Genomic DNA, 23734 nt, shown 5'->3' on the forward strand with positions numbered 1-23734 from the left:
TTTATTTTTTATCATTCCGAATACCGATGTCTTTCATTAAGATATTACCTTTGGTGGTCTGGTCAAAAATAAAACTAATCTTGCGGATCCGTTCGGGCACTAAATTGGTGTTGGCTTTAATAAAATCATTCATATCGAAAGCAAAGTTTTGAAAAATCGGTTCCTTAATCGTTTGGAAGAATCCTAACGGCCGCTTGGCAAGAACACCTTCGAACATGGGGAGAAGGGGTGAAAAATTGCTAAGTGGCAAGCGACTCACGTTTCCAGTTTCATCTTCAACGGAGATCGTTAGGTCGACTAAAGTGTCTGCTTCATGAGCTTCTTGCCCGGTATCATGGTTAGCGATGGAAAAAACAAGAGTACTTGTGTCAGATATATCGATCCCCGAATCCGGCAATATGACCTTATATACAGGAGTGGAGGAAGCCGATCTGTTATCCCACTCTAAGAAAACCGCGCTATACTGTTCATCCGACAGTTCCATCTTTACTTTGTCTTCTTTCCAGACCTTTAGGGAGTCTCCTTCCAAACGCCCGCCGGGTAACGTGGTTGTCCCCGGATCGGAATCTTCTTCATAATTAGTGAGGGTGGTCGTGTTTCCGTCCCAATAATTGCTGATATACATCGTTTCGGGCAACCATTCCTTGGCGTATCCTAGATCTTGAAATACCGTCCGATACGAATGATTGTTCCTCAATGTGGCTTCCAAAAAGGACGAAATCAATACTTCTGCAGCTTGAATTTGTTGTTCACCAGGAAGGATCTCGGAGTTATTAAATAACATGTTTCCGATCCCGGCAGCATCGGATCTGCTCCAAACCGTGTTGAATTGTCCATGATTTGCACCGTATATGTACACATATGATTTGAAATAATGACTATTTTCAGTAAAGCGTGTACGAAAATACTGATTCGCTCCAACGAACGAATTGATGTCCATATCGTGGGAGCCATGTAGGGACAAATAGTTGATATCATGAAGCTCGATGGGTTGTCCGCCCGGTTGGTACTGCATGTCGGTACCTGCGATCGAGACAAGGGATTGAATATTAAAATGGTAATCAAACTTGATGGTTGCATCTTCAGGATATGTTGTCATTTCGTTGTACGCGGCTGCCGTAGTGATGGCCTCACCCCCACGGGAATGTCCCATCAGTGCAATATGCTGCATATCTACTTTGCCATGGAACGGATTTCCTTCAGAAGCATTCCATGACTCCCATGTTTTTAAATGTTCGAGCAGTAACCAACCTCGTGCACGGTTTTCACCCTCCAATCCATCTAAAATAAACAGATCATCGTACGGAGAAATATTCAGAAAATTCTCATCGATCGAAGCTAAGATATATCCACGACTTGCCAGTAATTTTCCCAAATAGGCATATCCGGGATCAGAGAACTCAGTCGCAAGATGGTTACCATGTACAACAAGGACAAGCGGGAAGGGGCCGTCGCCTTCAGGATACCAAACCGTGCCATTCAGCGGCATCGCTTCTGGACCGAACCCAAAGGTGTTCGTACGTCTGGAAGACCAATTTCCTACAAATGCCGATCCATCCACAGTCTTTGTCGTTAGACGACCTTGGGTATCAAGATCTTTGCGATACGTAGGATTACTTGCATAGGTCACTGAATTTACACGAAATGTACCAGGTTCAGCCGGATTGGCCACGGAGTTTGAGTAATTGTCCGCAGTCTTGACGGTTTGTAAAGGATACTGAACCTCTAACTCGGCAAAACCTCCACAAGTGAGCCAATATCCCAGTACACAAATGAAAATAAACACCGCAGCAATCCCTGAACTTGCTGTTACTTTTACCCACCTTGCAGCTTTGCGATACGAACCCTTTATGAATCGATAAAGCAAGGCTCCAAGTAAAGAAAAGGAGAAGAGGATGCATAAAAGAATGGATAACGTTAACGGTATGGGTCCTAAAAAACTGAGATACAGTAAACCAATAGATGCCAGCAGGAACCAAATATACCGAGAAGGCATTTTTTTAGCCCAATGCAACACGCCTGCAATAAGACCCGTGAGTCCAAGAACGGCCAGAATCGATAATATTGTACCAACGAAGTAGTCCTGAACCCCTCGTGACCCAAGGTAATAGAAAGCTTGCACTAAACAAATGAACAACGTAACCATAGAAACTCCAAAAATAGCTCCTTTCCATCCCGACGGAAGGGGAGAGATACGTGGAAGAGGAAACTTTGACAGCCGTTTTCTGAGTGTTTTCTTGTCAATGAATAAAGAGATCACGGCCCGGTCAAGGTTGGAAATAGATCGCAAATCAAGCTATTGTTCATTATTCAGTAGTACAGAAAGAATAATAGCATGCGGTACTGAATAATGCAAGATAGTGAACTAAATACCATTCTACTGACGGTTAGAAGTTACCAAAATGAATAGTTGATGTTTCCCAATCTCCCACAAGAGGACAACCCCCGCTTGGTGGCATATATTTGCATGAGAGTGAGTGGTTACCGCGGCTAAGATCCAAGCATGAGTTGATGCTGATATGTAACCTAATTAAATGAAAAACACCTCCAAGATGATGTCCATACCTTACGACATGGTTGCATTTTCTTGAAGGTGTTTTTTCGTGGCCACAGTGTAAATATCGATGAATGCAATTCATATTAGATTAGCGGCAGTCCGGTTAGAGAAGTTATGGAACAGCTTAACCTAAGGAGGGTTCGCGATCATCAACGTGCTTCAGACGTTTCTCTCCCCCAGGTCTCACCCCATATGCGCAATTCCCGAAGTACGGGTGTGTATGCCCTTCCTTTATCCGTTAGCGAATACTCAACGGTGACAGGTGAGGTGGGCAACACCTGGCGGTTGATTACTTCATGCTGCTCCAAATGACGCAGGGCATCCGTTAAAGACTTGATGCTGACGTTGTCTAAATTTCTTCGCATTTGATTAAATCGCTGCGGACCCAAACTAAGTAAGGTAAGTACCAAAATAGACCATTTTCCGCGAACAACCTCTAAAGCTTCGCAAATGGAGATGAGGCATAGTTCGTTCTCTTTGCTTATATCCACAAAATCATTCCTTACTATAATATAGTTAGTCTACTTTATAAGGCTATATTAAAATAATGTGTCTACTTTAGATTATATATTGAATAATTTATAGTAACAATAAGACTTATTTTACTGCAGTGCTATGTGGTTTAACTAAAGCAGAATTAGTCTTATAAAGCTTAGGGAGGAGTATGGCTATGTGAACTAAAAGATATTGATTTTGGAATTGGACACTTCTAGTGTCCGCAAGCTATTCCCGGAATTAATCGATTCCGGATATCCTTTCAAAGAAAAGTGAAATGAAATTTAGGGCTTGTTTCTTACAGAGTAAATGAGTTTGTTAACTGTGATTCAATTGAGGATAGTGAGTATGAGGAGGAGAGAAGAATGTCTTTTGTACAACCGAACCAAAAGGTGGAGCAGCCGTTTTTTAACATTATTCAAGATCGGCGGTCCATACGCTACTTTGATACTGAAGTAATGATCCCACGGGAGGAAATGAAAGAAATCTTGCAGCAAGCTACGTTGGCTCCGTCAGGCGCCAATCTGCAGCCGTGGAGGTTCCTTGTAATCGACTCGCAGGAGCTGAAGCAAAAACTGCTTCCTATCGCCAACAGCCAGCAGCAAGTGATTGAGGCTTCAGCAGTCATTGCGGTACTCGGAGATTTGGAAGGATACACATTGGCCGAGAAAATTTATGGAATGGCGGTCGATGCGGGTTACATGCCTGAAGAGACAGCTAAATCATTCGTGGAACGCTACCAAAGACTGTTCGCGGGCATGTCTCAAGAAAATGTTCTCCGAAAAGTACTTATTGACAGTGGGTTGGTATCCATGCAGCTTATGCTTGTCGCCCGCGCTAAAGGCTATGATACGGTCCCTATGGGCGGCTTTGACCAAACTAAATTTGTAGAGGCGTTCGATATTCCAGAGAGATACGCTCCTGTTATGCTTATCGCCATCGGTAAGGCGACGAAGCCCGGACACCGAACGGTAAGATTACCGATTGAAGATGTCACTTTCTTCAATGAAATACCTAAGGCATGATATTATTCATTCAAGCAATATAAAAGACACCCAAGGATATGAAATGCATCCCCAATTGTTAGACACAACTAACAATTGGAGGTGCATTTTTTAGGGTATTCGGATTAATTCGGAACGGTCACATTCAACCATGGAGTCACAGTGAAGAAACCGAAAAAGACCAAGATGATCAAGTACGGAAGAAACACACCGAAGGGGACCAAAGCATTCGGACTGCTATTAATGAAAATATTCGGAACTCCTCCTGATCAATCATCCTGGCCATCACTTATTGCGGCGACGGATTCAACAATCACCGGAGATATTTACATAGGGCTAGGGATGAATCCTCTAAAGGCTAAGAAGTCGAAGTTTGTTGATTTTCCCACCGGAGTCCATTATGACTTGTAAAAAACGATCAAAGATGGTCGGTAAGGAAAAGCTGGAAAAGGGAATTTTATTACTGTCATATCCTCATAAAGATTTTCAACAAAAAAATGCATAACGCATAACGCTATTAGATATTTCCTCGCGCCTTGCTTCATCTAAACGAAAGAAAGTATTTGTTGGCATAGATTACTCCTTGATGTAAGTGTGAATTCATTCACACCAAATCGATAATCCATTCACATGTCAGGTAGTATTTACGTGGTTGAGTATAGCAGAAAAGAGAAGTCAAGAAACTAGTGTTTCTCGCTGGGACGATATCGAACTCTCTCTCCAAACGGACTCCTACCCACTCTCCCGATTTTTATGCTTTAATAAAATGAGCAGTAAAAACAAGAAATGGTGAAAGTGGGATTCGATGAAGCGACTAACGATTGGCCTGTTCGCCCATGTGGATGCAGGTAAAACTACTTTTGCGGAACAGCTGCTGTACCATACGAACAGTATCCGGTCGCGAGGGCGGGTGGATCATCAGGATGCGTTTCTGGACAGCCACGACATCGAGCGGGCAAGGGGCATTACGGTTTTCGCAGATCAGGCGGTAATAGAATATAAAGGAGACAGCTACTATTTAATAGACACGCCAGGACACGTCGATTTCTCCCCGGAGATGGAGCGAACGATTCAGGTCATTGATTATGCCATTCTGATTGTAAGCGCAGTTGAAGGCGTCCAAGGCCATACTGAGACAGTCTGGCAGCTGCTGCGCAAGCATCGGGTTCCGACGTTTTTCTTTATCAACAAGACGGATCGGATCGGAGCGGATGCAGGCAGAACCGAGGCGGATATCCGTCAGCAGTTGACAGGGGAAGTATGTTGCATTACACAGGGCTTCGCTGACGGCATCATCGGTGAGCCGCTGCGTGAGGCCATGGCGGAGCGGGACGAAGCTTTGCTGGAAGCATTCCTGGAGGGGAGAGATGATTTTGGCTTCTGGCTGGAGGCTTTGCAGAGGATGATCGCGGTCGGTCTTCTCTTCCCCTGTGCTTACGGCTCTGCGCTTCAGGATACAGGTGTCATTGAATTTCTGGATCAGCTGCATCTGCTGACGACAACCACTTATGACGGGGATGCTTCGTTCCAGGGGCGGGTGTATAAAATTCGGCACGATGCAGGCGGAGCGAGACTTACGTTCATTAAGGCACTGGGTGGTCGGTTGAAGGTGAGAGAACAGCTTCGTTATGAGAGCGGCGGGGTTCAATATGATGAAAAAATTACGCGGCTCTTCTTGTTTAACGGCCTTAAATCGCAGCCGGTGGAACAAGTAGAAGCCGGCGATTTGTTTGCGGTTACCGGATTGTCCGCCGCCGAGACCGGACAAGGCCTGGGGGCGATATCCGACAAGTTAGCTTACGATTCGGAGCCGACGTTACAATCGAAGGTATTATTCGACAATTCGATACCTGTACAGAAGGTGCTCGGTGCTTTTCGCACGCTGGAGGCGGAGGAGCCGTCTCTGAACGTCGTTTGGGATGAGAAATTGCAGGAGATTTCGATCCGCGTCATGGGATTGATTCAACTGGAAGTGCTGGAGCAGCTTGTTAGAGAGCGGTTTGGCTTTGCGATCTCTTTTGGACAACCGGAAATCTTGTATAAGGAAACGATTGAATCGGCTGTGAAAGGGTACGGACACTTCGAACCGCTCAGACATTATGCGGAAGTGCATCTGCTGATTGAACCGGGAGAAAGGGGCAGCGGCATCACGTTCGATAGCAGATGTCATGCCGATGATCTGAATGTCAGCTATCAGAACCTGATTCGGAATCACCTCTACGAACGGGAGCATCACGGACTGCTGACCGGCATGCCGGTCACCGATGTGAACATCACCCTGCTGAGGGGCCGCGCGCATAAAGAACATACCCATGGCGGCGATTTTCGTGAGGCTACCTTTCGAGCACTACGGCAGGGTTTGGAGAAGGCGGACAACGTGCTGCTGGAGCCCTATTACGATTTCAAAATCAAAGTCGCTATCGATGAAATGGGCAGGGTGCTGTCCGATATTCAGCGTGCTTCAGGTATTTTTAATCCGCCGGAGACAGCCGGAACGCAAGCGGTGGTCACGGGCAGGGTGCCTGTGTCGACTTTCATGAACTACAGTGCCGAATTTGCATCCTTTACGCATGGACGAGGCAGTATCCGCTGCGTGTTCGGCGGCTACGACCGCTGCCACAATACGGAGGAAGTCATAGAGCGTATGGGCTACCGCAAAGGGGCAGACCCATTGTATACATCTTCCTCCATCTTTTGCGCCAAGGGGGCGGGTTACTCGGTGCCATGGGATGAGGCGGAAGCCAAGATGCACCTTGAATTAGAACCTTGAATGATATTAGGGGACTGACATGGGAATTTATGGAATTATAGGTCTTCACGGCTTGAGCAATATTACGAAATTCCGAGCGCTGACGAGCCTTAGGATCATAGATTATACTAATCGTATTGAATACAATTCTCTGGAAGCATCAGATCCCTGCGAAGCAGGTGCTGATGCTTTTTTGCTTTTTACCAACTTTACGAGAAGGCCATCTATTTTATGCTCCAATTACACTAACAAGTTGGTGTACAAAGTCATTCTCTGAAAAAAGTCTTCCACGAACATTTCGTAATTGATCAGCATTTGTTTGCCATTATAGATGGAATCAACATACTTTCAATGCCCACAACTCCTATGGTTAGTATAAGTATAAGCCAATTATTATGTTCTCTATGTTAGACCGGCGCTGAGCCGGTTCTTGTTTAGGTTTATCTGCTTATTGCTTAGGAAAAGCCGACCTGAACATATCCTGTTGAAGTAGGGCATTATTTACTCCCAACCAGAGAAGTAAATTGTTTAATGGATAATCTCAAAAAAATTGTACTAAACCGATTACACGGAATGAATAATAAAGAGTACCATTAACAGTGTTAGCAGAGGCGGAATTTGTTATGATAAAAATCTGGAGGCGAATGAGATGCTGGAATTAGAGTTTACTACTATAGAGGCGTGGGATGAAGCATTGTGGGCGCGGATGGAGCGGATCTATCATGAGGCTTTTCCAACCGGCGCCAAGACAAAAGCGATTCTGCGCAGTATGCTGGACCGGGGGATTGGTTACTTACACACGGGCGTGCATCATGGAGAAGTGGTTGCGATGGCTGTTACTGGACTGGCGGGGAAGGCAGCGAACCGCATCCTGATCATCGATTACCTCGCGGTTAATCAGAAGCTGCGCGGATCGGGTATCGGGACTTGGATGCTGGAGCAGCTCAGAGCATGGGGGTTAAAGGAACACGGGATCAAAAGTATGATTATCGAGGCGGAATCCGGCACAACGGAGGCTCATCAGGAACGCATTCAGTTTTGGCAACGCAACGGGTTCGTCCTAACTTCCTATGTTCATCAATATAGAATGGTGCCAGAGCCTTATCAAGCAATGATGCTGCCACTGGATGGAAATACGGATGTGCCTGATGATGGCGAAGCACTGTTTGGTTATATCAATGCTTTTCATAAGGCTGCTTACAAGAAGAGGTAGACCGAATTTAATCTCGAGGGACAAGCACATACTCCCATTGAAGTCGCTATATTAGCGGCTTTTTTTTCGGTACAAGACCATGTACCCGATTACCGTGTTGGACAAGAACATGTTCCTATTGCAATTAGGCGTATCTCTAATCGTTATTTTACCTGTAAATTCATTAACCATTCATATCTGTGTTTGCTGTGCTTCGACTGAAAAAGAATCATCAAACGGCGACGGATGAACAGATGAATAGTAGAAAAGTAAACTTAGCCATACCGTCTAAAACATTTGAAGTTGAACTCCATCAATCACTCTTTCAGGACTGGGGAAGTGGTGTGGATGAATCGTTTCAAGACGAAAAATCTGGTTTTTATCTAGAAGTTTATAATCATGGAAATATCCCAGCAGAAAATGTCATGGTTGAGATTGCGGTTAATTTTGATGAATTAAGTGATTTTATGAAAGATCACACCGTTTTCAATGGTGAAAATCATCATTCATTTTATCTTTCTGAATTTAATAAAGTAGAAAATATCAAACATGAAATCAATTTTCATCTTGAGGAAATGGGAGCGGTTCATCCTGTTGGCGCAGAAAAACACGGTATAAAAATACATCTTCCTAAATGGTACATATACTTATTGAACATAAGGGCATTTAATGAAAACTTGAATTTATTCAGTTTGAATATCATATTGGTGTATAAAGATTCGAATAATGAAAGTAAGTTATGTACAAGAAGAGCCTTCTAATAATAAGGTGAAGTACAGAATTAAGGGTGAGTTAATAATAGAATAACTGTTGTGGCATGGTTTATACGATTGAAGTCTGCGAATCTAACGGGGAAACGACAGCTTAATACAATCAAAATAGGCAGCTGATCAATATGGTCAGCTGCCTTTAATCAACTATGGGGCAAATTATTGTAATCGACTTACCTCAATAACACGATTTACTTTGTATCTTTAGAAAGACATCAATAACGAGTACAAGGAACTGGAGCGCTCAGCAGCTGTTTGTGTCAATCAGATTAGGTTGTCGTAGGGATATCTAAACTCTTTTGCATAAATATCACTTTCCTAAAGCCAGCTTTTACAGTAAGCGCGCCCGATTTAAGCTCTTTTTTGATAATATAACCGTAACGTTCATATAATTTTTGTGCTGACGGATTAGTGTCAACAACCTCTAGATTTATCTTGGGAATTTGCTTGTTTTTTGCAATTTGTTCTACCTTGTTTAATAACAACTTACCTATCCCGTTGCCACGAGCTTTTTCAGACACAGCAATAGGATCAATATGCAATATATCTTCCCTGTACAAATGAAACCTTAAATAAACAGCATAAAAAACAAATCGCCAAATCGCTGCGAATGGAGAGTAAACCTTCCGAAAAGCGATATAATTGGCAGGCACAAAGGCTTTTTTTCCAATATTATATCCGAGAAACCCAACCACTTCTCCATTTCTTATTGCATATACGCCTTGTTCAAATTGAATGGATTGAGCTAATAGCTCAACTGCTTGCTCTTTAGTTTTTCCATAAAACCAAAGATATTTTACTTTCAATGGAAAAGCTTCGTAAAATAAATTTGCAACGTGTTTTTGTTGTTGGAGATTAAGCTTGGAAGTGAGCTCAACTTGATTCAATGTTAGTTCCCCCAATCTTTTTTAAAGTTCATTGATGTTCCATGTTTCATTTTCCTAAAATGAGGCAAAATGAACAATTCACATTTCTTTGACTTGTTGGTACATTTCTTAGACTCAGGCTGCTTTTAATGACAGTTGATTTGAAAGGTGGAATAAACGTTGAGTAGTAAGAGCTATTTGGCCCAGAATACTCCTTTAAACGTACAGTTTCTAAGAGTTAGAGATGAACCGTTTCGTTGGAGTAATTCCATTGAAGTGGTTATTGTATTGGAAGGCAGCATTCACATTGCAATTGCAGACGAGGAGAGAAGCTTAGGTAAGGGTGCCATTGAAATTTTCAATATCAATCAAGTTCACCGTCTATTGCAGACTAATGAAAATAATTTAGTTCTCCAAATAAATATAGATGCTGAATTCGCAAAAGATTATTGTTCGGATATATCAAAAATTTGGTTTGCTCATGAATTCAGCCCTGGAACATATCTAGGGTCAGAGCGAATAAAAGAAACGAATGAAGCAATATGCAGACTAATATCTCCAGTTGTAAACAAGAGTGAGATACGATACTTAACCCTAATAAAAATTATCGAAAAATTGTTGGATCTACTCATGACGAATTTTGATGTCAAAAGAATTTTCGAAGGAAACTCAACCAAGCTGCAACGAATGGAGAAAATATATAATTATTTATTTCATTTCAAGGGCTATACCAACAAGGCATCTTTGAATGAAATTGCCAAAATTACAGAGGAATATTTAAATTTAGATTATTTATCATCACAATTCAGGTTATTAATAGGAGATACGCTGCAAAATCTACTTCATTACTTACGAATTGAGCATGCGATCAAACTATTATTAACGACAGATTTAAGCCTTGTTGATATATCAAACGAGAGTGGTTTTTCTTCTCCGAGATATTTTTATCAAAAGTTTAATAAGATTTTCCCAGAGGGACCGAAAGAATTTCGAAAAGAAAATAAAAAAAAGCAAGAGGAGATAGAACTCTGTAGGGAAATAATCGATCCAACATTAGTTATTCCAATGCATAGTGAATTATTTTACAGTGATGAAGCAATTTGCAATGAAAAAAATAAGCGAATTCATATTGATTTATTTGTTCCTTATGATCAAAAATCAAACTCTCCATACCTGATAAAAGTATCTGAATTTCTCATGGGTAATTTAGATAAGCATCTACAATTGATTCTTCAAGCTAATGACTCAAGTCCATACAAAGTTTTTGGATTCGAAGAGAACTTAAATTCTCAAAAAAGTAATATTAAATTTCTGACATTGATTATTAATAAATTTAGCGAAAACGATATTCATCCTGTGTTCATTGTGAGAACAAGTAATAAAGCTATTTCAGAGCAGATCGCAACAATTCAACAGCTGCTTCAAAACTATACCCTTACTTATGGGTCAGAACATATGAAGGGGTGGACAATTGAAATTCGTTAACGTTGATCTCATCGAAGAGCGTGAAGGCTTAAACAGTCATGAAAGAATGCGTCATGGTTATTCAGTATTTAGAATTAAAACGAAAAGAGCAGATCTGACGGTAATTGACCGTTGAACTGCAGCAGTTGCGGGGTTGTTGAGTTTTCAACACAGGACTTCAAAGTGACCATTTTTTGAATGGGGTAAAGGGGAGAAGGATTATGCCAAGCGTATTTCAAAATCAAGGCAAGCGATTAGTGATGCTTTTATGAGGCTAATGTCAGAAAAGGAATTCGAGAGCATCACGATTAATCAAATTGCGGCAGAAGCGTAGGTTGCTTATTGAGGTGAATTTAGATGGATTAAGAATGTATGTTCCGGTATGATTAAAATGAAAACAGCAGATGTTTTATAGTTTTGTTTCGATCGAAAAAAACAGTGAGGTGAGTAACATTACGGAACAAAGTAATATGCGAAAAGTAATCATTGAACTTTGGAATGAAGGGGATCTAGGTTTACTTCGCCAATTAAATTCGCCAGAGATGACAGCGCACCTTGGAGGTCCAGAAACTGAGGAAAAACTCGTGACTCGTCATAGGCGCTATTGTGAAATCGCTGAAAGAGGAACAGGACGAATGTTTAAGATTCTCCTATTTCCGAGTCTTGAGGTTGTTGGCAGTGTGGGCTATTGGGATCAGTCTTGGCAAGGAGAATCGATTTATGAGGTGGGATGGAGTGTTTTACCAGTATTCCAAGGCAGAGGGATCGCCACAGAAGCAACAGCAAAAGCCATAGCTTCGATCCATTCTGAAAAGAAACATGAATTCATTCATGCTTTTCCTAAAATCAGCAATCCTGCTTCTAATGCCATTTGTCGCAAGCTCGGCTTCTCCCTTATTGGTGAATGTGATTTTGAATACCCTGTTGGTACCCCCATACGATGTAATGACTGGAGGTTGAGGGTCGGGGACGGAGTATAAATTCCAAAAAGCCCACGTCTTTGGTATAAGAGACGTGAGCTTACTACACATGGTGCCCGAGGTGTCTTTTTCTGCTATCATTTCATTAGCTCGCTGCCTGTTTCTTAACGTTCTTTGCGCTTGGACTTATAGGCGCCCCGCTACGAAAACAGAGCCAATAGATGGTCCACACCCCCAAGACGACGAACGCCAATAATGTATACAAGTTGCTGTACACATATGAATCCGCGTAATCATAAAACGGATTGAGGCGAAAGGTCGCGCCTTGGTCGATGGCTTTTCCGTAAACCCCCGTTGCCACGGCGCCGGATATGAAATTTACCATCGAGAACAGTCCCATTCCGATTCCCATCTGTTCCTTGGGCAGTGTACCTGCTATCGTATTGGATACTGCAATTTGCATGAATATTTGCCCAACGTTCCCGAAAACAAGAAATAAAGCAACAAGCACGGGCGGCAAACCAGCAAAAAAAGACAGCAGTAAAAAATATGTCACGAGCAGCCCGCCGGCTAATGAAAATAACGCATTGTTTCCTCTGGAATCTGCCAGTCTACCCGCTTTTCGCCCCAAAATGGCCGCAACCGCAGCTCCAGGCACCATGGCAAACCCGATCAAATTCGGCGAAAGCCGGTGGACATCCGCCAGCAGCTGCGGAGTAAGAAAAGGTAGTGAGTAGCTTATAGCCATCACCACAAATGCAATGGTCAAGCTCAACGAAAAGCGGCTGTTTCGGAACAAGGCAGGATTGACGAACGGTGTATCCGCCTTGGAAATGCGGAAAAGGAACAACAGCAAGAATACTGCGGCAAGAACAGCCGCTCTCCAATCCGAGAACGTAATCGCCAACATAAGAGATGCTACAGTTCCCGCCAGCAAACCTCCCCCGATCCAGTCCAGCTTACCACCGTCCCCTTGTTCATCTCCGAGATATTTGCGATACAAAGGCAATGTAAAAACAAGAAGCAGCGGCAGGAAGAACAACCAGCGCCAATGGGCAAAGCTGACGAGCAGGGCGGATACGATCGGCCCAAGTGCATTCCCGATGGCCAAACCGCTCGCCGTTATTCCCAGCGCCCAGCCACGCCGTTCTGCCGGAATGTATCTTGCCGGAACGATCATCGCCGAGGCAGGGATGACCGCAGCTCCAGAAGCTTGCAGGACCCGGGCTATGATCACCATCCAATAGTCCTGGGAGATTAGCCCGATCAACGAACCGATGGCGAATAGCACAAGACCAAAGGTCATTAGGTTTTTCAGCTTGATCAGATCGGCCAACTTGCCATAGACGACAGAGCCAATAGCATAGACCAAAAGGTAAATGGCGGATACCCAGCTCACCTGCGAATAGGACAAGCCGAATTCCTCTCCCATTTTGGGTAGCACAATATTAAACATCGTTGCGCTCATGGAGGACAGAATCAACGTGAAGGCGAGGATATACAATAGTTTTTTTACGTTCATGGAAATCACCCTTTCTTTTAGTCACTCCGTATTTTATACTGTTAAATAAATAATGAAGAATATATATTTAGTCCACTATCCATAACTTTTAGTGTATGAAAAGAAGGTGAAAACTTGGAACTGCTGCAGCTTCACTATTTCCGCATAACAGCCAGATTGGGGCACATGACCAAAGCGGCAGAGCAGCTGCATATCGCGCAGCCCGCTCTCAGTAAGACAATATCCAGGCTGGAAGAGGATTTGGGCGTGCCATTGTTCGACCGGAGCAACCGTCAAATTCGGCTTAACGACTTTGGCAAAGCATTTCTTGCAAAAGCCGAGGCAGCATTGAGCTTGCTGGAGGAAGGACGGAAGGAAATCACGGATATGGCAGGGCTGGAACGGGGAACGATCGTAATTGCAACCAATACGCTGAATCGCCTTTCGCCTGCGCTGGCTGCTTTTCGCAGCCAGTATCCGGAGGTCAACTTCCGCATCAATCAAATTGCGCCCGCAGCAACGTACAGTATCAAAGAGCTGCTAGAGGAGGGCAGCGTGGACCTCGCATTCGGGTCCCTGCCATCGCCGCAGCCAGGCATCTCTAACCTGCCCGTGCTGTGGACGGAGGTATTTCTGGCTGTCCCGCGCGGACACCGCTTTGCGTACAGGGACAGCATTTCTTTGAAAGAGGTGGCAGACGAACCGTTTATTGAATACAAAAACGGCCATCCGTTCCGCGAAGTCAACGACGGAATTATAGAACGGGCAGGCATACAGCGGAACATCGTATGCGAGGTGGAGGAGCCCGCCGCTCTAGGCCATCTCGTCCAAGCCGGTCTGGGCGTAGCGTTAATTCCCGGATGTAAAAGCGATGAACCTCCGTCCTACCCTTTACTCCGGATTGAAGGCGTGGAAAGTAGGCGGGCGTTTTCCGTTGCATGGAATGATGCGCGTTACCTGTCCCAAGCTGCGCGCGAATTTCAGCTGTTTCTAGCTGATTTTTATGGAAAATATTAAATAATGTATAATTCTTCTTAAAATTAATTTGAACTAATAAGGAGAAAAATGAGCTATGTATACCATAAGGGGGAAGGGCAAGATTATATTTCTATTGGAGTCGCTATATTTAGCGGCTCTTTATCATAGTGGATATGTTCTTCTATGAGCTAAACACACTGAAGATTTTATTTATTAATGCAAATGGGTGGAGGTTAATGACATTCACATCGTTTACATAGGATACGCAAAAACGGTTATTACTGAATGGCAGGCATAACAACCTCTTAAAATTGATCGGATGCTTATGTTTACTTCCAAGTTAGAGATAGAATAACAACATTTTAACGAAAATATACGCAAAGTTTTTAAACATGACAAGGATGGTCGTTAGTTATTCCTTTAAGCTGAAAAAGTGAAAACTTAAAGTTAGAGTCTAGCCGTATACGTTTTCAAAGAGATAGAAGGCACATTGAGCGTGCATCATCTCCTTCCAAATGTATTTCTATTCAGAAGTATTTTCATCAAAGTTGTAAAAGCAAAGCCGATCGGCACCAGATAACTGCGCGATATAGGCAAACCGAGCAAATCCTTAAGCGTCCGATCAGATTATAGTGAGATTAAGGAAAGAGGACTATATGAGAGAGGTATTAATGATAGTGGAATCATTATAGGTCATCCATACATATATAGAAGAGCAGATGAAGGAATGGAAGGTTTCGTTTTGGGGGTGGCCGTTGCGATTGTCAAAATATCAGGAGATTGTCACGATGGGGGGCTATCGGGTACCGAAATCTCGCTCAAAGTCTTAAGCCTAAACGGGCGCTTTTCTGGAATTGTGAAGGTTTATTAAATTGAATAATGGAAGAATACGATGTACAATCTCTATTTTAGAGCATGGATTACATCACATTAAAAGAATAAGCAAAAAAATGGGGTCAATTTCCCCGAATGACCAATTATTACTACGGCTAACGGTCGCATACCCTGTGCAGTTAAATGGCATCCGTTTGGCTCATTCCGAAAGATGCAGAAAAGCCGAGGGACGGTAGAACAAAGCGAGGAAAGGAACAGAAACATGATTAGTGTTTTGATTATAGACGATGACAAAGAGCTGTGCGCTCTTATAAAAAAATGTGTAGAGCAGGAAAATCTATTGGCTTTGATTGCTCCAGGTGGTGTAACAGGGCTGCGGTTGGTTGATGAACATCGGGATAGCCTTTCGCTGATCATACTTGATGTTATGATGTCCGACTTGGACGGTTTTCAAGTGCTTCAAAAAATTAGAGAAACCAGCAATGTCCCTGTTCTGATGCTCACCGCCAAAAGTGACGAAGAAGATAAAGTTTCCGGGCTGCGGCTTGGTGCTGATGATTACTTGACAAAACCATTCAGTATTAACGAACTGATGGCCCGTGTCAATTCCCTTATTCGCCGCTATACTACCTTAAACCCTACGACGGGAATAGACACCGAGTGCATGATGCTGAAAGAAATGGTCCTTGACAAAACAAACCGTCTTGTTACTGTGAAGGACACTATGATTGAGCTTACTGGAAAGGAATTTGATCTGCTTTTCTTCCTGGCATCGAATAAAGGGCGTGTGTTCACCAAAAAACAGATTTACACTCAGGTCTGGGAAGAAGATTACGCCTTTGACGACAGCAATATCATGTCTTTTATTAGTAAATTACGAAAAAAGATTGAGCCAGACCCAGAGCATCCGTTTTATATCCAAACTGTGCGTGGCGTAGGGTATCGCTTCAACAAGGAGGCATGAGTATGAGTATAAACGGTTATCTGATTTTGGGACTTGTCCTTGCACTGTTGATTACCCTGTATCTTGTTTTGAAGTTGCATCATTTCCGGGAACAGCTTTCTTTTATCAAAGACGCTTTGGATGATTTAAAAAGTGGCAATCTCAACCGCCGTGTTCTGGCACGTGAAAACGATATAACCAGACAAATTTGTTATGACATCAACGAAGTTGCAATCAGTGGCCAATCCCGGCTTATTCAGCAAAAACAAGCAGAGCAGGCATATAAGCGCCTAATGACAAGCCTTTCCCATGACGTAAAGACTCCCTTGGCCTCACTTGTCGGCTATCTGGAAGCAATCGAAAACGGGTTAGTAACCGGACAGGAAAAAGACGAATATATTCATGTAGCTTCTGAAAAAGCACATCGCCTAAAAGATTTCGTCACAGCTTTATTTGAATGGGTAAAGCTGGATGCGGGGGAACAGATTTTTCACTTTGAGCAATATGACCTCAACGAATTATCCCGCAACATTATCGCAGAGTGGGTTCCCATTTTAGAAAGTGCTGGATTAGATTATGACATTGAGATACCCGAAACAGAATATTCCCTTCGGATTGACCCAAACGCATATACCCGTATCCTTAATAACCTGTTACAAAATATTATGACTCACAGCGAGGCGAATCATGTAGTGCTGTGCATTACCGAGGATACACAGCAGGCAAAAATCATGGTAACAGACAACGGCAAAGGGATTTCACCCGAAGATATTCCTCATGTCTTTGAGCGAATGTATCGGGGCGATCACTCTAGGTCTGCCAAAGGAAACGGGCTTGGGCTTTCTATTGCCAAAGAACTTGTCAGCGCCCACAAAGGAATGATTACAGCGGCCAGCACCCCTGGCTTAGGGACTACATTCACGGTTTTATTACCGAAAGCCCTGTGACCCCACAGGGCTTTCTTGCTGTCAAAACAAGATTAAAACAAGGTCCCGGCAAGGTTTTGGCAAGGTTAATGCTTTATACTTCTCATTGTGATTGTTTCTTCATTCTACTTGGTTATCACAGTACGAAAGCAAAATAAATGAGCGTGAGGAGATTTTAGATGAATGATTTTGTAATTGAAACGAAACAACTTACAAAAATTTACGGGGATCAGACAGTAATTAGCTCAGTCAATCTCCATGTAAAAAAAGGCCGAATTTACGGTCTGTTAGGGCGAAACGGAGCCGGAAAAACCACGATCATGAAAATGATTTTAGGGTTAACTCCGATCACGTCTGGCGAGGTAGATGTATTCGGAAAGAATATCAAAGGCCGGGAAAAACGAGTATATCCTCGTATCGGTGCTATTATCGAAACACCGGGATTTTATCCAAATTTGACGGGAACGGAAAACTTGGAGATTTTTGCGAAGCTGCGTGGCACAGCAGCCCCACATGCAGTGGAAAACGCATTGAAAGTGGTAGGTTTACCTTATAAAGATAAAAAGCTGGTTAGTAAGTATTCCCTTGGGATGAAACAGCGTCTTGGTATTGCGAACGCTATTTTGCATGATCCAGAACTGCTTATTTTGGACGAACCTACAAACGGTCTTGATCCGATCGGCATTACAGAAGTAAGAGATTTTATAAAGAATTTGAGCGTCGCGCACGGAAAGACAATCCTTATTTCCAGTCATATTCTTTCAGAAATCTCATTATTGGCTGATGATATTGGAGTCATCGATCATGGCGTTCTTTTGGAAGAAAGCAGCATGAGCGAACTGGAAAAGAAAAACAGGAAGTACATCCAGCTTCAGGTTTCGGATGTCCCCAGAGCCTCTTTAATTTTGGAGCGGCAGTTTGGTGTAAAGGACTATGAGATACAGGGTGAGCATTCGCTGCGGCTCTATGACACTACTCTGGATATGGCAGCAATCAACAAGGCTCTCGTGATGCAGGATGTCGCCGTTATTAGTTCTCAACTTTGTCATGATACCTTAGAGGACTATTTCAAAAAAATTACAGGAGGAGAAGGGATTGCTTAGACTTATTCAAACAGAATTCCTTAAACTGCGTCGAAGGAAACTTGTCTGGCTAATGTTGTTGGCTGCCCTCATTATGCCGTTTTTCGCACTATTATACTTCAAGTATTTTGGGGAAACAGGTGTTGATCCAATACAGTTTTATAAATGGTCTGCACTCGGTTATACGCTTTGGATTATCTTGCCATTTATTTTAGGAATGCTTTGCACCGTACTTATGTACGACGAAAATCAGTATGATATGCTCAAACAACTTTGGATTGTGCCTATCAGCAAAATGGGATACTTTTTCAGTAAATTTTTTGTAGTTTTGATTTACTCCATTTGTTTCATGCTAATTACAGCCCTTGCTTCTGTTCTGTTCAGCGTACTTCCCGGATATGTCGAATTTGAATGGGGAAGCGTTTTTTATTTGCTGAAAAAATGTATAGAGATTGGTTTTATTACTGCTTTTGCCATGTTACCGATTTTGGCAATAGCTTCATCTCAAAAAGGATATATTCTTCCGGTTTGTATAGCATTGGTTTATACCTTTTTCGGCTTTTTTATAATTTCGGTAAATATGTATCTGCACCCGTTATCCAGTATGGCAGTTATAGTCTTACGAAATAGAGATATTCCGGGCATTGTATTTACACAGGCAATTAACATTCCCTTAGCAGTTCTATGCATTTGCTGTTGGGGTATTGTTGCAGTATTACTTGCAAACATCGCATTGGGTAGGAGGAAGTGAGGTGTAAATCATGCAAAAATTACTTTGGGCGGAACTTCAAAAGCTTCGCCGTTCAAAGATTATTTGGATTACAGTTTTTGCAACAGTTCTGGTAGCAGTCATTGTTTTTGTAGCAGGTGGAGTTGTGTATGATGGCAAGCGAGATATAGACAGTGCAGGTTGGTATATGACTGTTATTCAACCATGGGCAACATTGTTTGTCCTTCCTGCGGTCATTTCCCTTTTGGGCAGTTATATGATTTGTCGTGAAGAACAGGAGGACACTATAAAATCTCTGCGGCTTATTCCCATAAATGAAGCAAAATTAACCGCTTCAAAAATGATTATTACTTTCGCATTCAGCATACTCATTTACTTGCTGCTCTTTGCTATAGCATTTTCAACGGAAGCTATTTTACATTTTTCGGATTTATCGACGGGAATGATTTTAGGTTTTCTGAAAACATATTTGTTGAACGGTTTAGGTGTATTCCTTGCGATCTCGCCCATTATTGCTTTGGTATCGCATTTGAAAAAGAGCTATTGGCTTGCATTAGTATTAACCGAAATGTATTCTTTTGCCGGAATATTTATGAGCATGTCTAATGCCCTAAAAACCTTCTATCCTATTACAGCGGTATTTGGTCTTTCCGGCTACTATGAAACTACAACTGAAAACCGGATGGGAAGTATTGTAACCTTGTTGCTATGTGGCTGTCTTTCTGCCTTTATACTAAAAGGGCTAATATATAGTGGAAGAAAATGAAATATTGAAGGGTTGACCCTAAGGTAGTACGAATACTATGTGCAGTGTTTTGTGTGGCATACGGAAGTGGAATACTAGTATATATTAAATTGAAGATTCGGTCCACTTCATGGGGCGAGAAGCAGATCGAGGATTCACTGCTTTTCGCTCTTTTGATGTTTTAACACGGGGTTTAGAGCAAAGAAGAAGAACTTCGGACCTTCAAAAAGTTGCCCTCGCTTGTTCGTCATGCAACAAACTTACGGAATGATGCAACTAAACGCAGATGGATGGGATAAGTTCGTTTTCCCTTGTAATATGGGTTTTGAGAGGAGGAACAAGAAGTGAAAGTCACGTTTGAAGCCGATTCGGCCATGGAACGCAATGCAGCCAGAATCACTACGCATCCGGATGAACAGATTCGTTGGAAAAAGGGCGAGGAAGCCGTCCGGCATGCAGAACAATCCATTGTAGTCATCAATGCCAGTATGTAGAAGAGGAATTGGACGTGATCAAGGAACTTAGACAATCGCTTTTTCAGGTATTTACGTTGAGCTTGTTGTGGGTGGCGCTGTTATTGACTCTGTTTTATCAAGGAGAAACGGTCCGTGTGTCGTTGTTATGGAATGCGGCCGGCATTGCCGGTATTGCTGCGGTAGTGTTCAGCGTGATGTATAACGGCTTTGGAATCATTTGACGTTGAAACCGTTCTGGAACATCGCCATCTCCTCTACGCTGAACCTCATTGGAAGCATGGCTGCAGTATGGTTGTTCTCGAAGGAGATGTTTGAACTCATCGCGCCGTGGTTCCCGGGAATGTGGCTCTTTTCCATCGTGCTGCACGTCATCGGCTTTTATTTTTATGCTGGAATATGGAGACAAAATTGTATGTGGCGATTGTCGTGTACACTGTTTTGTCTTTTTTTGCGTGCAAAAAAAAGGAGGCCCGTACGATAGGTAGTCACTTTAAAACATTAAAAAGACGGTACAGAAATTGGAAGAAGAAACGAACAACGTTGTTTCCACTTCTTCTGTCTTTAAAATAGACAATACAAAATTATAGTACGAAGAATACCTATAGACATTAAGCTACCCTGAAAATTATTCTGGTGTACCGACAGGGACATGGATGGCTAACGGGAAACGTTAGTTGAACAACAGCAAGGGCCAGTCTAAGACTTTAAGATCTTAAACTGGCCGTTGCTTATTAATATGGAATCAGTCTAAACTTGTTTCTTCAACTTGAGGCAATGACTTCACTTTGAGATATGTGTTGGCACATTTGCATTCTGAGCGGCAGCTTTCAAGTTAATGGCGTAGCTGCTCGCAGGAAACGTCAGCGACTGATGAAATGAACCTTGAACGCCATGTTGATTTCGAACAAATGCAGCCTGAACCCCGGCGGGTACTGGAGTAGAAGTTACGCTGCTGCCACCGCGCAACATCCTTGCCTAATCAATAAAAGCTCCATCCAGCAACTACCCCGCTCAACGTGCCTGACGGATCGGTTAACCACAGGGGACTCAAAGCTCGAATTGGCGATATATGGGGTCTTAGGGGGTCTGTGGAAACGCAATTCGTACATCGTCAATAAAAGCCGTATTGTCACCTTGAGTCGTTGTGGCTACGAACTTGATCGTATGTTTTCCGCCAGCCGTCTCGAAGGGCTCTGTGCGGAAGGTCTGGAAGTTGCCGGATTCAGGCTGATACGAACCGATGATTTGATCATCGAAATAGATGTCAAAGGACTGGGTGCCGCCAAAGCTGGTGCGTTTGGCCGCCTTGAACGACATTTGGTACGTTCCCGGCTTGAAATGGATCGACTGGCTTATCGTGCCGGAGACGCCGCCATCCGTTTTCAGATAACCTGTCTGCACACCTTGGGGCGCGGCAGTGGCCTGGAATGCACCGTTGTTATGCTGCACGCCGGAGCGGCTGTCGAACACCCATCCGTTGGTCATAGGTCCCGGTCTGGCCGAAGTGGTAGCCGGTTTTTCAAAACCGGCGTTGAAGAGCGTGACTACCGGAAGCTCATCCGGAATTTCGGGGTTAACAAAGCATCGCTTGTCTACGACCGGAATCGGATCGCCGAGAATGGCGCTTGTACAAGCAACGCCGTTTTCCTGAATGGAATAATTAAATAATCCGTCTGCACCGTAAGCGACAACCGCTTTACCCTGAAAATAACACTCTCCACCGTTTTCGACCATGCACAGCTTATACCCGTCCGGTGCGCTGCTGATCTGTCCGATCTGATACAGGGAGGATACCGTGCCTGAGGGTTGCATACCATCTTTGAACGCTTTGGCTTTATAGAGTGCAAGTGAACCTTCGTTCAGCACAATCGGTCTGACATACAGGGAGGACTGGGCCGTAGGTTCGCTGCCGTCTGTCGTATACCGAATTTGCGCTCCGCTCGTCGCCGTCTCCAGATAGAGCACTTCGGAGCTAGGGAATATGTGCCGATCCAGGCTGAATGTTGGAACTTCGACTTTATCCGCCTGTGACGCAGGAAGGACGCGTACGAGGGCGACGCCATACGCCGATGGATCGGCCGTGCTGGTCGCGCGAACCGCAATCATCGTTTCATCCGTCACCTGTGGTGCCTGATATACGCCGCTGCTACGGTTATTCAAATTTACGGAACGTCTGGTTGACCGCAGTACTGCCAAAATCGAGCGTGATCTCTTTTTCCGTGCCGGCTTTGGCCTCTACGAGCACGGTATAATTGCCGTCGTCGCCTCTGAACGCCGCGGCGCGTACGTCGGTCGAACCGCCCGTATCCACAGCCAGAACCTCGCTGTGCTCTGGAATATAACGATTCAGCATGCCTGCGATATAAAATGTTTTGCGAGGAGTCAGCCCCAGTACCAGCGCATCCCACATCGTATATGTTCCGTTCGTTCCGCCGGTAGGATCATTGGTCCAAACCCCGTTTAACTGCCACATGAGAGCTGATTTCACGCCCATATTGGCGGTTTGAATGACCGAGTTTGCATAACCCGCATCCCAATTGCTCGCCTGATCATCTGCCCAGCCGAATTCGGTCAGATGAAGCGGCTTGTCGCCGACATACTGTTTCCGCAACGCAAAGGCATTCCCCAGTCCTTCGTACGATTCCCCATATACATGGAAGCTGTATCCGTCGATGGCATCATCCGCATGTTGTTTCATGTACTCAATCCAGGCCGGAGCGCCAGTCTCTTCGGGACCCCAGATTTCGATCAGATCGCGTAGACCGTCCGCAGTCAGCCTGGCACTCGTTTTATTAACCATTTCGGCATAATAGGCTTTCTGGTCACCGGGAGCCTCAAAGTCCCAACTGCCGTTCGGTTCGTTATAAAACGTCAAATATTTCACGTTGTCGTAACCGCGGTTCAGTATCAACTCCTCCAGCAGGGCAGAGGCGGAAGCCGCATAAGCATCCAGGTCAGCAGGCGCACTTGTCCATGGATCTATCCCCGGAATGGTAAACCAGTCATGCACCGTTGATCCTACTTTCCAGCCAAAGTTCAGCTCGATTTCGGTTCCGGCAGCCTTGAAGGCGTCCAGGTATTTGTAGAAAGCTTTCATTTTGGCGCTGTCCCACGTATAGTTTCCTTTCGCAGGCTCCATCCAGTCGATCTGAAACCACACTCTGGCCACCTTGGGCTGAATGGTCTGAATTCGCTTGTTGTCTACCTCCCAGTGGGCTTCCGTATACCCGTATTGCGTTTGCCCGGGCATCAGGGCCGTGGGAATGGTGTTGACGCCAACGCCGAGAAAATCATCCTGAATCACATCATTCGTATCAATCGTAATCGTGTGGCTGGTACGGTTCTGGTTCTGGCTCTGATTCTGATTGGCGTAAATTAGGGAAGGAGCGGGAGCAAACGAAGCGAGCATGGTGGATATAAGGAGCGGAATTCCCCATCGTGAAGCTAAACGACCGGATCTACTTTTCATCTCAGCTCTCCTTTTTCATGGTTTACCGCAAAG

The 23734-nt window shown here is 43.9% G+C and carries 20 protein-coding genes and 1 pseudogene; 15 read left to right on the forward strand and 6 right to left on the reverse strand.

The genetic code is table 11. From position 1 onward, the window contains the following. Position 1: 1 nt before the first annotated feature. Both RSX24_RS09460 and RSX24_RS09465 read right to left on the reverse strand, forming a co-directional pair. Positions 2 to 2146: an MFS transporter gene (locus RSX24_RS09460; protein ID WP_236412741.1), complete on the reverse strand. Its 2145-nt coding sequence runs from the start codon at positions 2144 to 2146 to the stop codon at positions 2 to 4. Positions 2147 to 2706: 560 nt separating this feature from the next. Next, the gene (locus tag RSX24_RS09465; protein ID WP_236412742.1) at positions 2707 to 3048 is read right to left on the reverse strand and encodes a winged helix-turn-helix transcriptional regulator; all 342 of its coding nucleotides are present in this window, start codon (positions 3046 to 3048) and stop codon (positions 2707 to 2709) included. Between the two features lie 369 nt (positions 3049 to 3417). Between RSX24_RS09465 and RSX24_RS09470 the strand changes: the two genes are divergently transcribed. The 4 genes from RSX24_RS09470 to RSX24_RS09485 all read left to right on the forward strand — a co-directional run bounded on the left by RSX24_RS09470 (position 3418) and on the right by RSX24_RS09485 (position 8758). Then, entirely contained in the window at positions 3418 to 4077 is a 660-nt protein-coding gene (locus RSX24_RS09470) for a nitroreductase family protein (protein WP_343260384.1), read from the forward strand. Positions 4078 to 4861: 784 nt separating this feature from the next. Beyond that, positions 4862 to 6826, forward strand: a complete 1965-nt coding sequence (locus RSX24_RS09475; RefSeq protein ID WP_343260385.1) for a GTP-binding protein — start codon at positions 4862 to 4864, stop codon at positions 6824 to 6826. Between the two features lie 628 nt (positions 6827 to 7454). Beyond that, positions 7455 to 8018 (forward strand): GNAT family N-acetyltransferase, encoded by a 564-nt coding sequence (locus RSX24_RS09480; protein ID WP_343260386.1) that lies wholly within the window; start codon positions 7455 to 7457, stop codon positions 8016 to 8018. Positions 8019 to 8251: 233 nt separating this feature from the next. Beyond that, entirely contained in the window at positions 8252 to 8758 is a 507-nt protein-coding gene (locus RSX24_RS09485; protein WP_343260387.1) for a hypothetical protein, read from the forward strand. A gap of 278 nt (positions 8759 to 9036) precedes the next feature. On the opposite strand, the gene RSX24_RS09490 is transcribed toward RSX24_RS09485, so the two are convergent. Further along, complete coding sequence (locus tag RSX24_RS09490; protein WP_343260388.1) at positions 9037 to 9654, reverse strand: GNAT family N-acetyltransferase; 618 nt, start codon at positions 9652 to 9654, stop codon at positions 9037 to 9039. Positions 9655 to 9813: 159 nt separating this feature from the next. Between RSX24_RS09490 and RSX24_RS09495 the strand changes: the two genes are divergently transcribed. The 3 genes and pseudogenes from RSX24_RS09495 (at position 9814) to RSX24_RS09505 (ending at position 12077) form a co-directional block, all read left to right on the forward strand. After that, positions 9814 to 11118 (forward strand): helix-turn-helix transcriptional regulator, encoded by a 1305-nt coding sequence (locus RSX24_RS09495; RefSeq protein WP_343260389.1) that lies wholly within the window; start codon positions 9814 to 9816, stop codon positions 11116 to 11118. 211 nt (positions 11119 to 11329) lie between these two features. Then, positions 11330 to 11428, forward strand: a pseudogene (locus RSX24_RS09500) (TetR/AcrR family transcriptional regulator); the annotation flags it as partial. Positions 11429 to 11567: 139 nt separating this feature from the next. After that, a complete protein-coding gene (locus tag RSX24_RS09505; RefSeq protein WP_438286798.1) occupies positions 11568 to 12077 on the forward strand; it encodes a GNAT family N-acetyltransferase in 510 nt (169 codons plus the stop codon). A gap of 85 nt (positions 12078 to 12162) precedes the next feature. On the opposite strand, the gene RSX24_RS09510 is transcribed toward RSX24_RS09505, so the two are convergent. Continuing rightward, complete coding sequence (locus RSX24_RS09510; RefSeq protein ID WP_343260390.1) at positions 12163 to 13539, reverse strand: MFS transporter; 1377 nt, start codon at positions 13537 to 13539, stop codon at positions 12163 to 12165. A gap of 114 nt (positions 13540 to 13653) precedes the next feature. Between RSX24_RS09510 and RSX24_RS09515 the strand changes: the two genes are divergently transcribed. The 8 genes from RSX24_RS09515 to RSX24_RS09555 all read left to right on the forward strand — a co-directional run bounded on the left by RSX24_RS09515 (position 13654) and on the right by RSX24_RS09555 (position 20453). Then, positions 13654 to 14535: a LysR family transcriptional regulator gene (locus tag RSX24_RS09515; RefSeq protein WP_343260391.1), complete on the forward strand. Its 882-nt coding sequence runs from the start codon at positions 13654 to 13656 to the stop codon at positions 14533 to 14535. Between the two features lie 1057 nt (positions 14536 to 15592). Next, positions 15593 to 16294: a response regulator transcription factor gene (locus RSX24_RS09525; protein ID WP_343260392.1), complete on the forward strand. Its 702-nt coding sequence runs from the start codon at positions 15593 to 15595 to the stop codon at positions 16292 to 16294. A gap of 2 nt (positions 16295 to 16296) precedes the next feature. Continuing rightward, entirely contained in the window at positions 16297 to 17220 is a 924-nt protein-coding gene (locus RSX24_RS09530; RefSeq protein ID WP_343260393.1) for a sensor histidine kinase, read from the forward strand. A 158-nt stretch (positions 17221 to 17378) separates the two neighbouring features. Next, positions 17379 to 18302, forward strand: a complete 924-nt coding sequence (locus RSX24_RS09535) for an ABC transporter ATP-binding protein (protein WP_343260394.1) — start codon at positions 17379 to 17381, stop codon at positions 18300 to 18302. After that, entirely contained in the window at positions 18295 to 19032 is a 738-nt protein-coding gene (locus RSX24_RS09540) for an ABC transporter permease (protein WP_343260395.1), read from the forward strand. The genes RSX24_RS09535 and RSX24_RS09540 overlap by 8 nt, the downstream gene beginning before the upstream one ends. Positions 19033 to 19042: 10 nt before the next feature. Then, positions 19043 to 19777 carry an ABC transporter permease gene (locus tag RSX24_RS09545; RefSeq protein ID WP_343260396.1) on the forward strand — a complete coding sequence of 245 codons (735 nt, stop codon included), beginning with the start codon at positions 19043 to 19045 and terminating at the stop codon, positions 19775 to 19777. Positions 19778 to 20100: 323 nt separating this feature from the next. Continuing rightward, on the forward strand, positions 20101 to 20250 hold the full coding sequence (locus tag RSX24_RS09550; RefSeq protein ID WP_343260397.1) for a hypothetical protein: 150 nt from the start codon (positions 20101 to 20103) through the stop codon (positions 20248 to 20250). Between the two features lie 14 nt (positions 20251 to 20264). Beyond that, positions 20265 to 20453 (forward strand): hypothetical protein, encoded by a 189-nt coding sequence (locus RSX24_RS09555; RefSeq protein ID WP_343260398.1) that lies wholly within the window; start codon positions 20265 to 20267, stop codon positions 20451 to 20453. Positions 20454 to 21309: 856 nt separating this feature from the next. Here RSX24_RS09555 and RSX24_RS09560 read toward each other — a convergent pair. Together RSX24_RS09560 and RSX24_RS09565 are read right to left on the reverse strand one after the other, a co-directional pair. Next, positions 21310 to 22392 carry a chitobiase/beta-hexosaminidase C-terminal domain-containing protein gene (locus tag RSX24_RS09560; protein ID WP_343260399.1) on the reverse strand — a complete coding sequence of 361 codons (1083 nt, stop codon included), beginning with the start codon at positions 22390 to 22392 and terminating at the stop codon, positions 21310 to 21312. Continuing rightward, positions 22385 to 23701: a glycoside hydrolase gene (locus RSX24_RS09565; RefSeq protein ID WP_343260400.1), complete on the reverse strand. Its 1317-nt coding sequence runs from the start codon at positions 23699 to 23701 to the stop codon at positions 22385 to 22387. The genes RSX24_RS09560 and RSX24_RS09565 overlap by 8 nt, the downstream gene beginning before the upstream one ends. Positions 23702 to 23734: the final 33 nt, after the last annotated feature.

The organism is Paenibacillus hubeiensis, assembly GCF_032334105.1.
GTDB lineage: Bacteria > Bacillota > Bacilli > Paenibacillales > Paenibacillaceae > Paenibacillus > Paenibacillus hubeiensis.

Bases quoted from the DNA above. Each gene is read 5' to 3' on its own strand.
- RSX24_RS09460 (WP_236412741.1), bottom strand. From the start codon at position 2,146: ATGGTTACGTTGTTCATTTGTTTAGTGCAAGCTTTCTATTACCTTGGG.
- RSX24_RS09470 (WP_343260384.1), top strand. From the start codon at position 3,418: ATGTCTTTTGTACAACCGAACCAAAAGGTGGAGCAGCCGTTTTTTAAC.
- RSX24_RS09475 (WP_343260385.1), top strand. From the start codon at position 4,862: ATGAAGCGACTAACGATTGGCCTGTTCGCCCATGTGGATGCAGGTAAA.
- RSX24_RS09480 (WP_343260386.1), top strand. From the start codon at position 7,455: ATGCTGGAATTAGAGTTTACTACTATAGAGGCGTGGGATGAAGCATTG.
- RSX24_RS09485 (WP_343260387.1), top strand. From the start codon at position 8,252: ATGAATAGTAGAAAAGTAAACTTAGCCATACCGTCTAAAACATTTGAA.
- RSX24_RS09505 (WP_438286798.1), top strand. From the start codon at position 11,568: ATGCGAAAAGTAATCATTGAACTTTGGAATGAAGGGGATCTAGGTTTA.
- RSX24_RS09510 (WP_343260390.1), bottom strand. From the start codon at position 13,539: ATGAACGTAAAAAAACTATTGTATATCCTCGCCTTCACGTTGATTCTG.
- RSX24_RS09525 (WP_343260392.1), top strand. From the start codon at position 15,593: ATGATTAGTGTTTTGATTATAGACGATGACAAAGAGCTGTGCGCTCTT.
- RSX24_RS09530 (WP_343260393.1), top strand. From the start codon at position 16,297: ATGAGTATAAACGGTTATCTGATTTTGGGACTTGTCCTTGCACTGTTG.
- RSX24_RS09535 (WP_343260394.1), top strand. From the start codon at position 17,379: ATGAATGATTTTGTAATTGAAACGAAACAACTTACAAAAATTTACGGG.
- RSX24_RS09545 (WP_343260396.1), top strand. From the start codon at position 19,043: ATGCAAAAATTACTTTGGGCGGAACTTCAAAAGCTTCGCCGTTCAAAG.
- RSX24_RS09565 (WP_343260400.1), bottom strand. From the start codon at position 23,701: ATGAAAAGTAGATCCGGTCGTTTAGCTTCACGATGGGGAATTCCGCTC.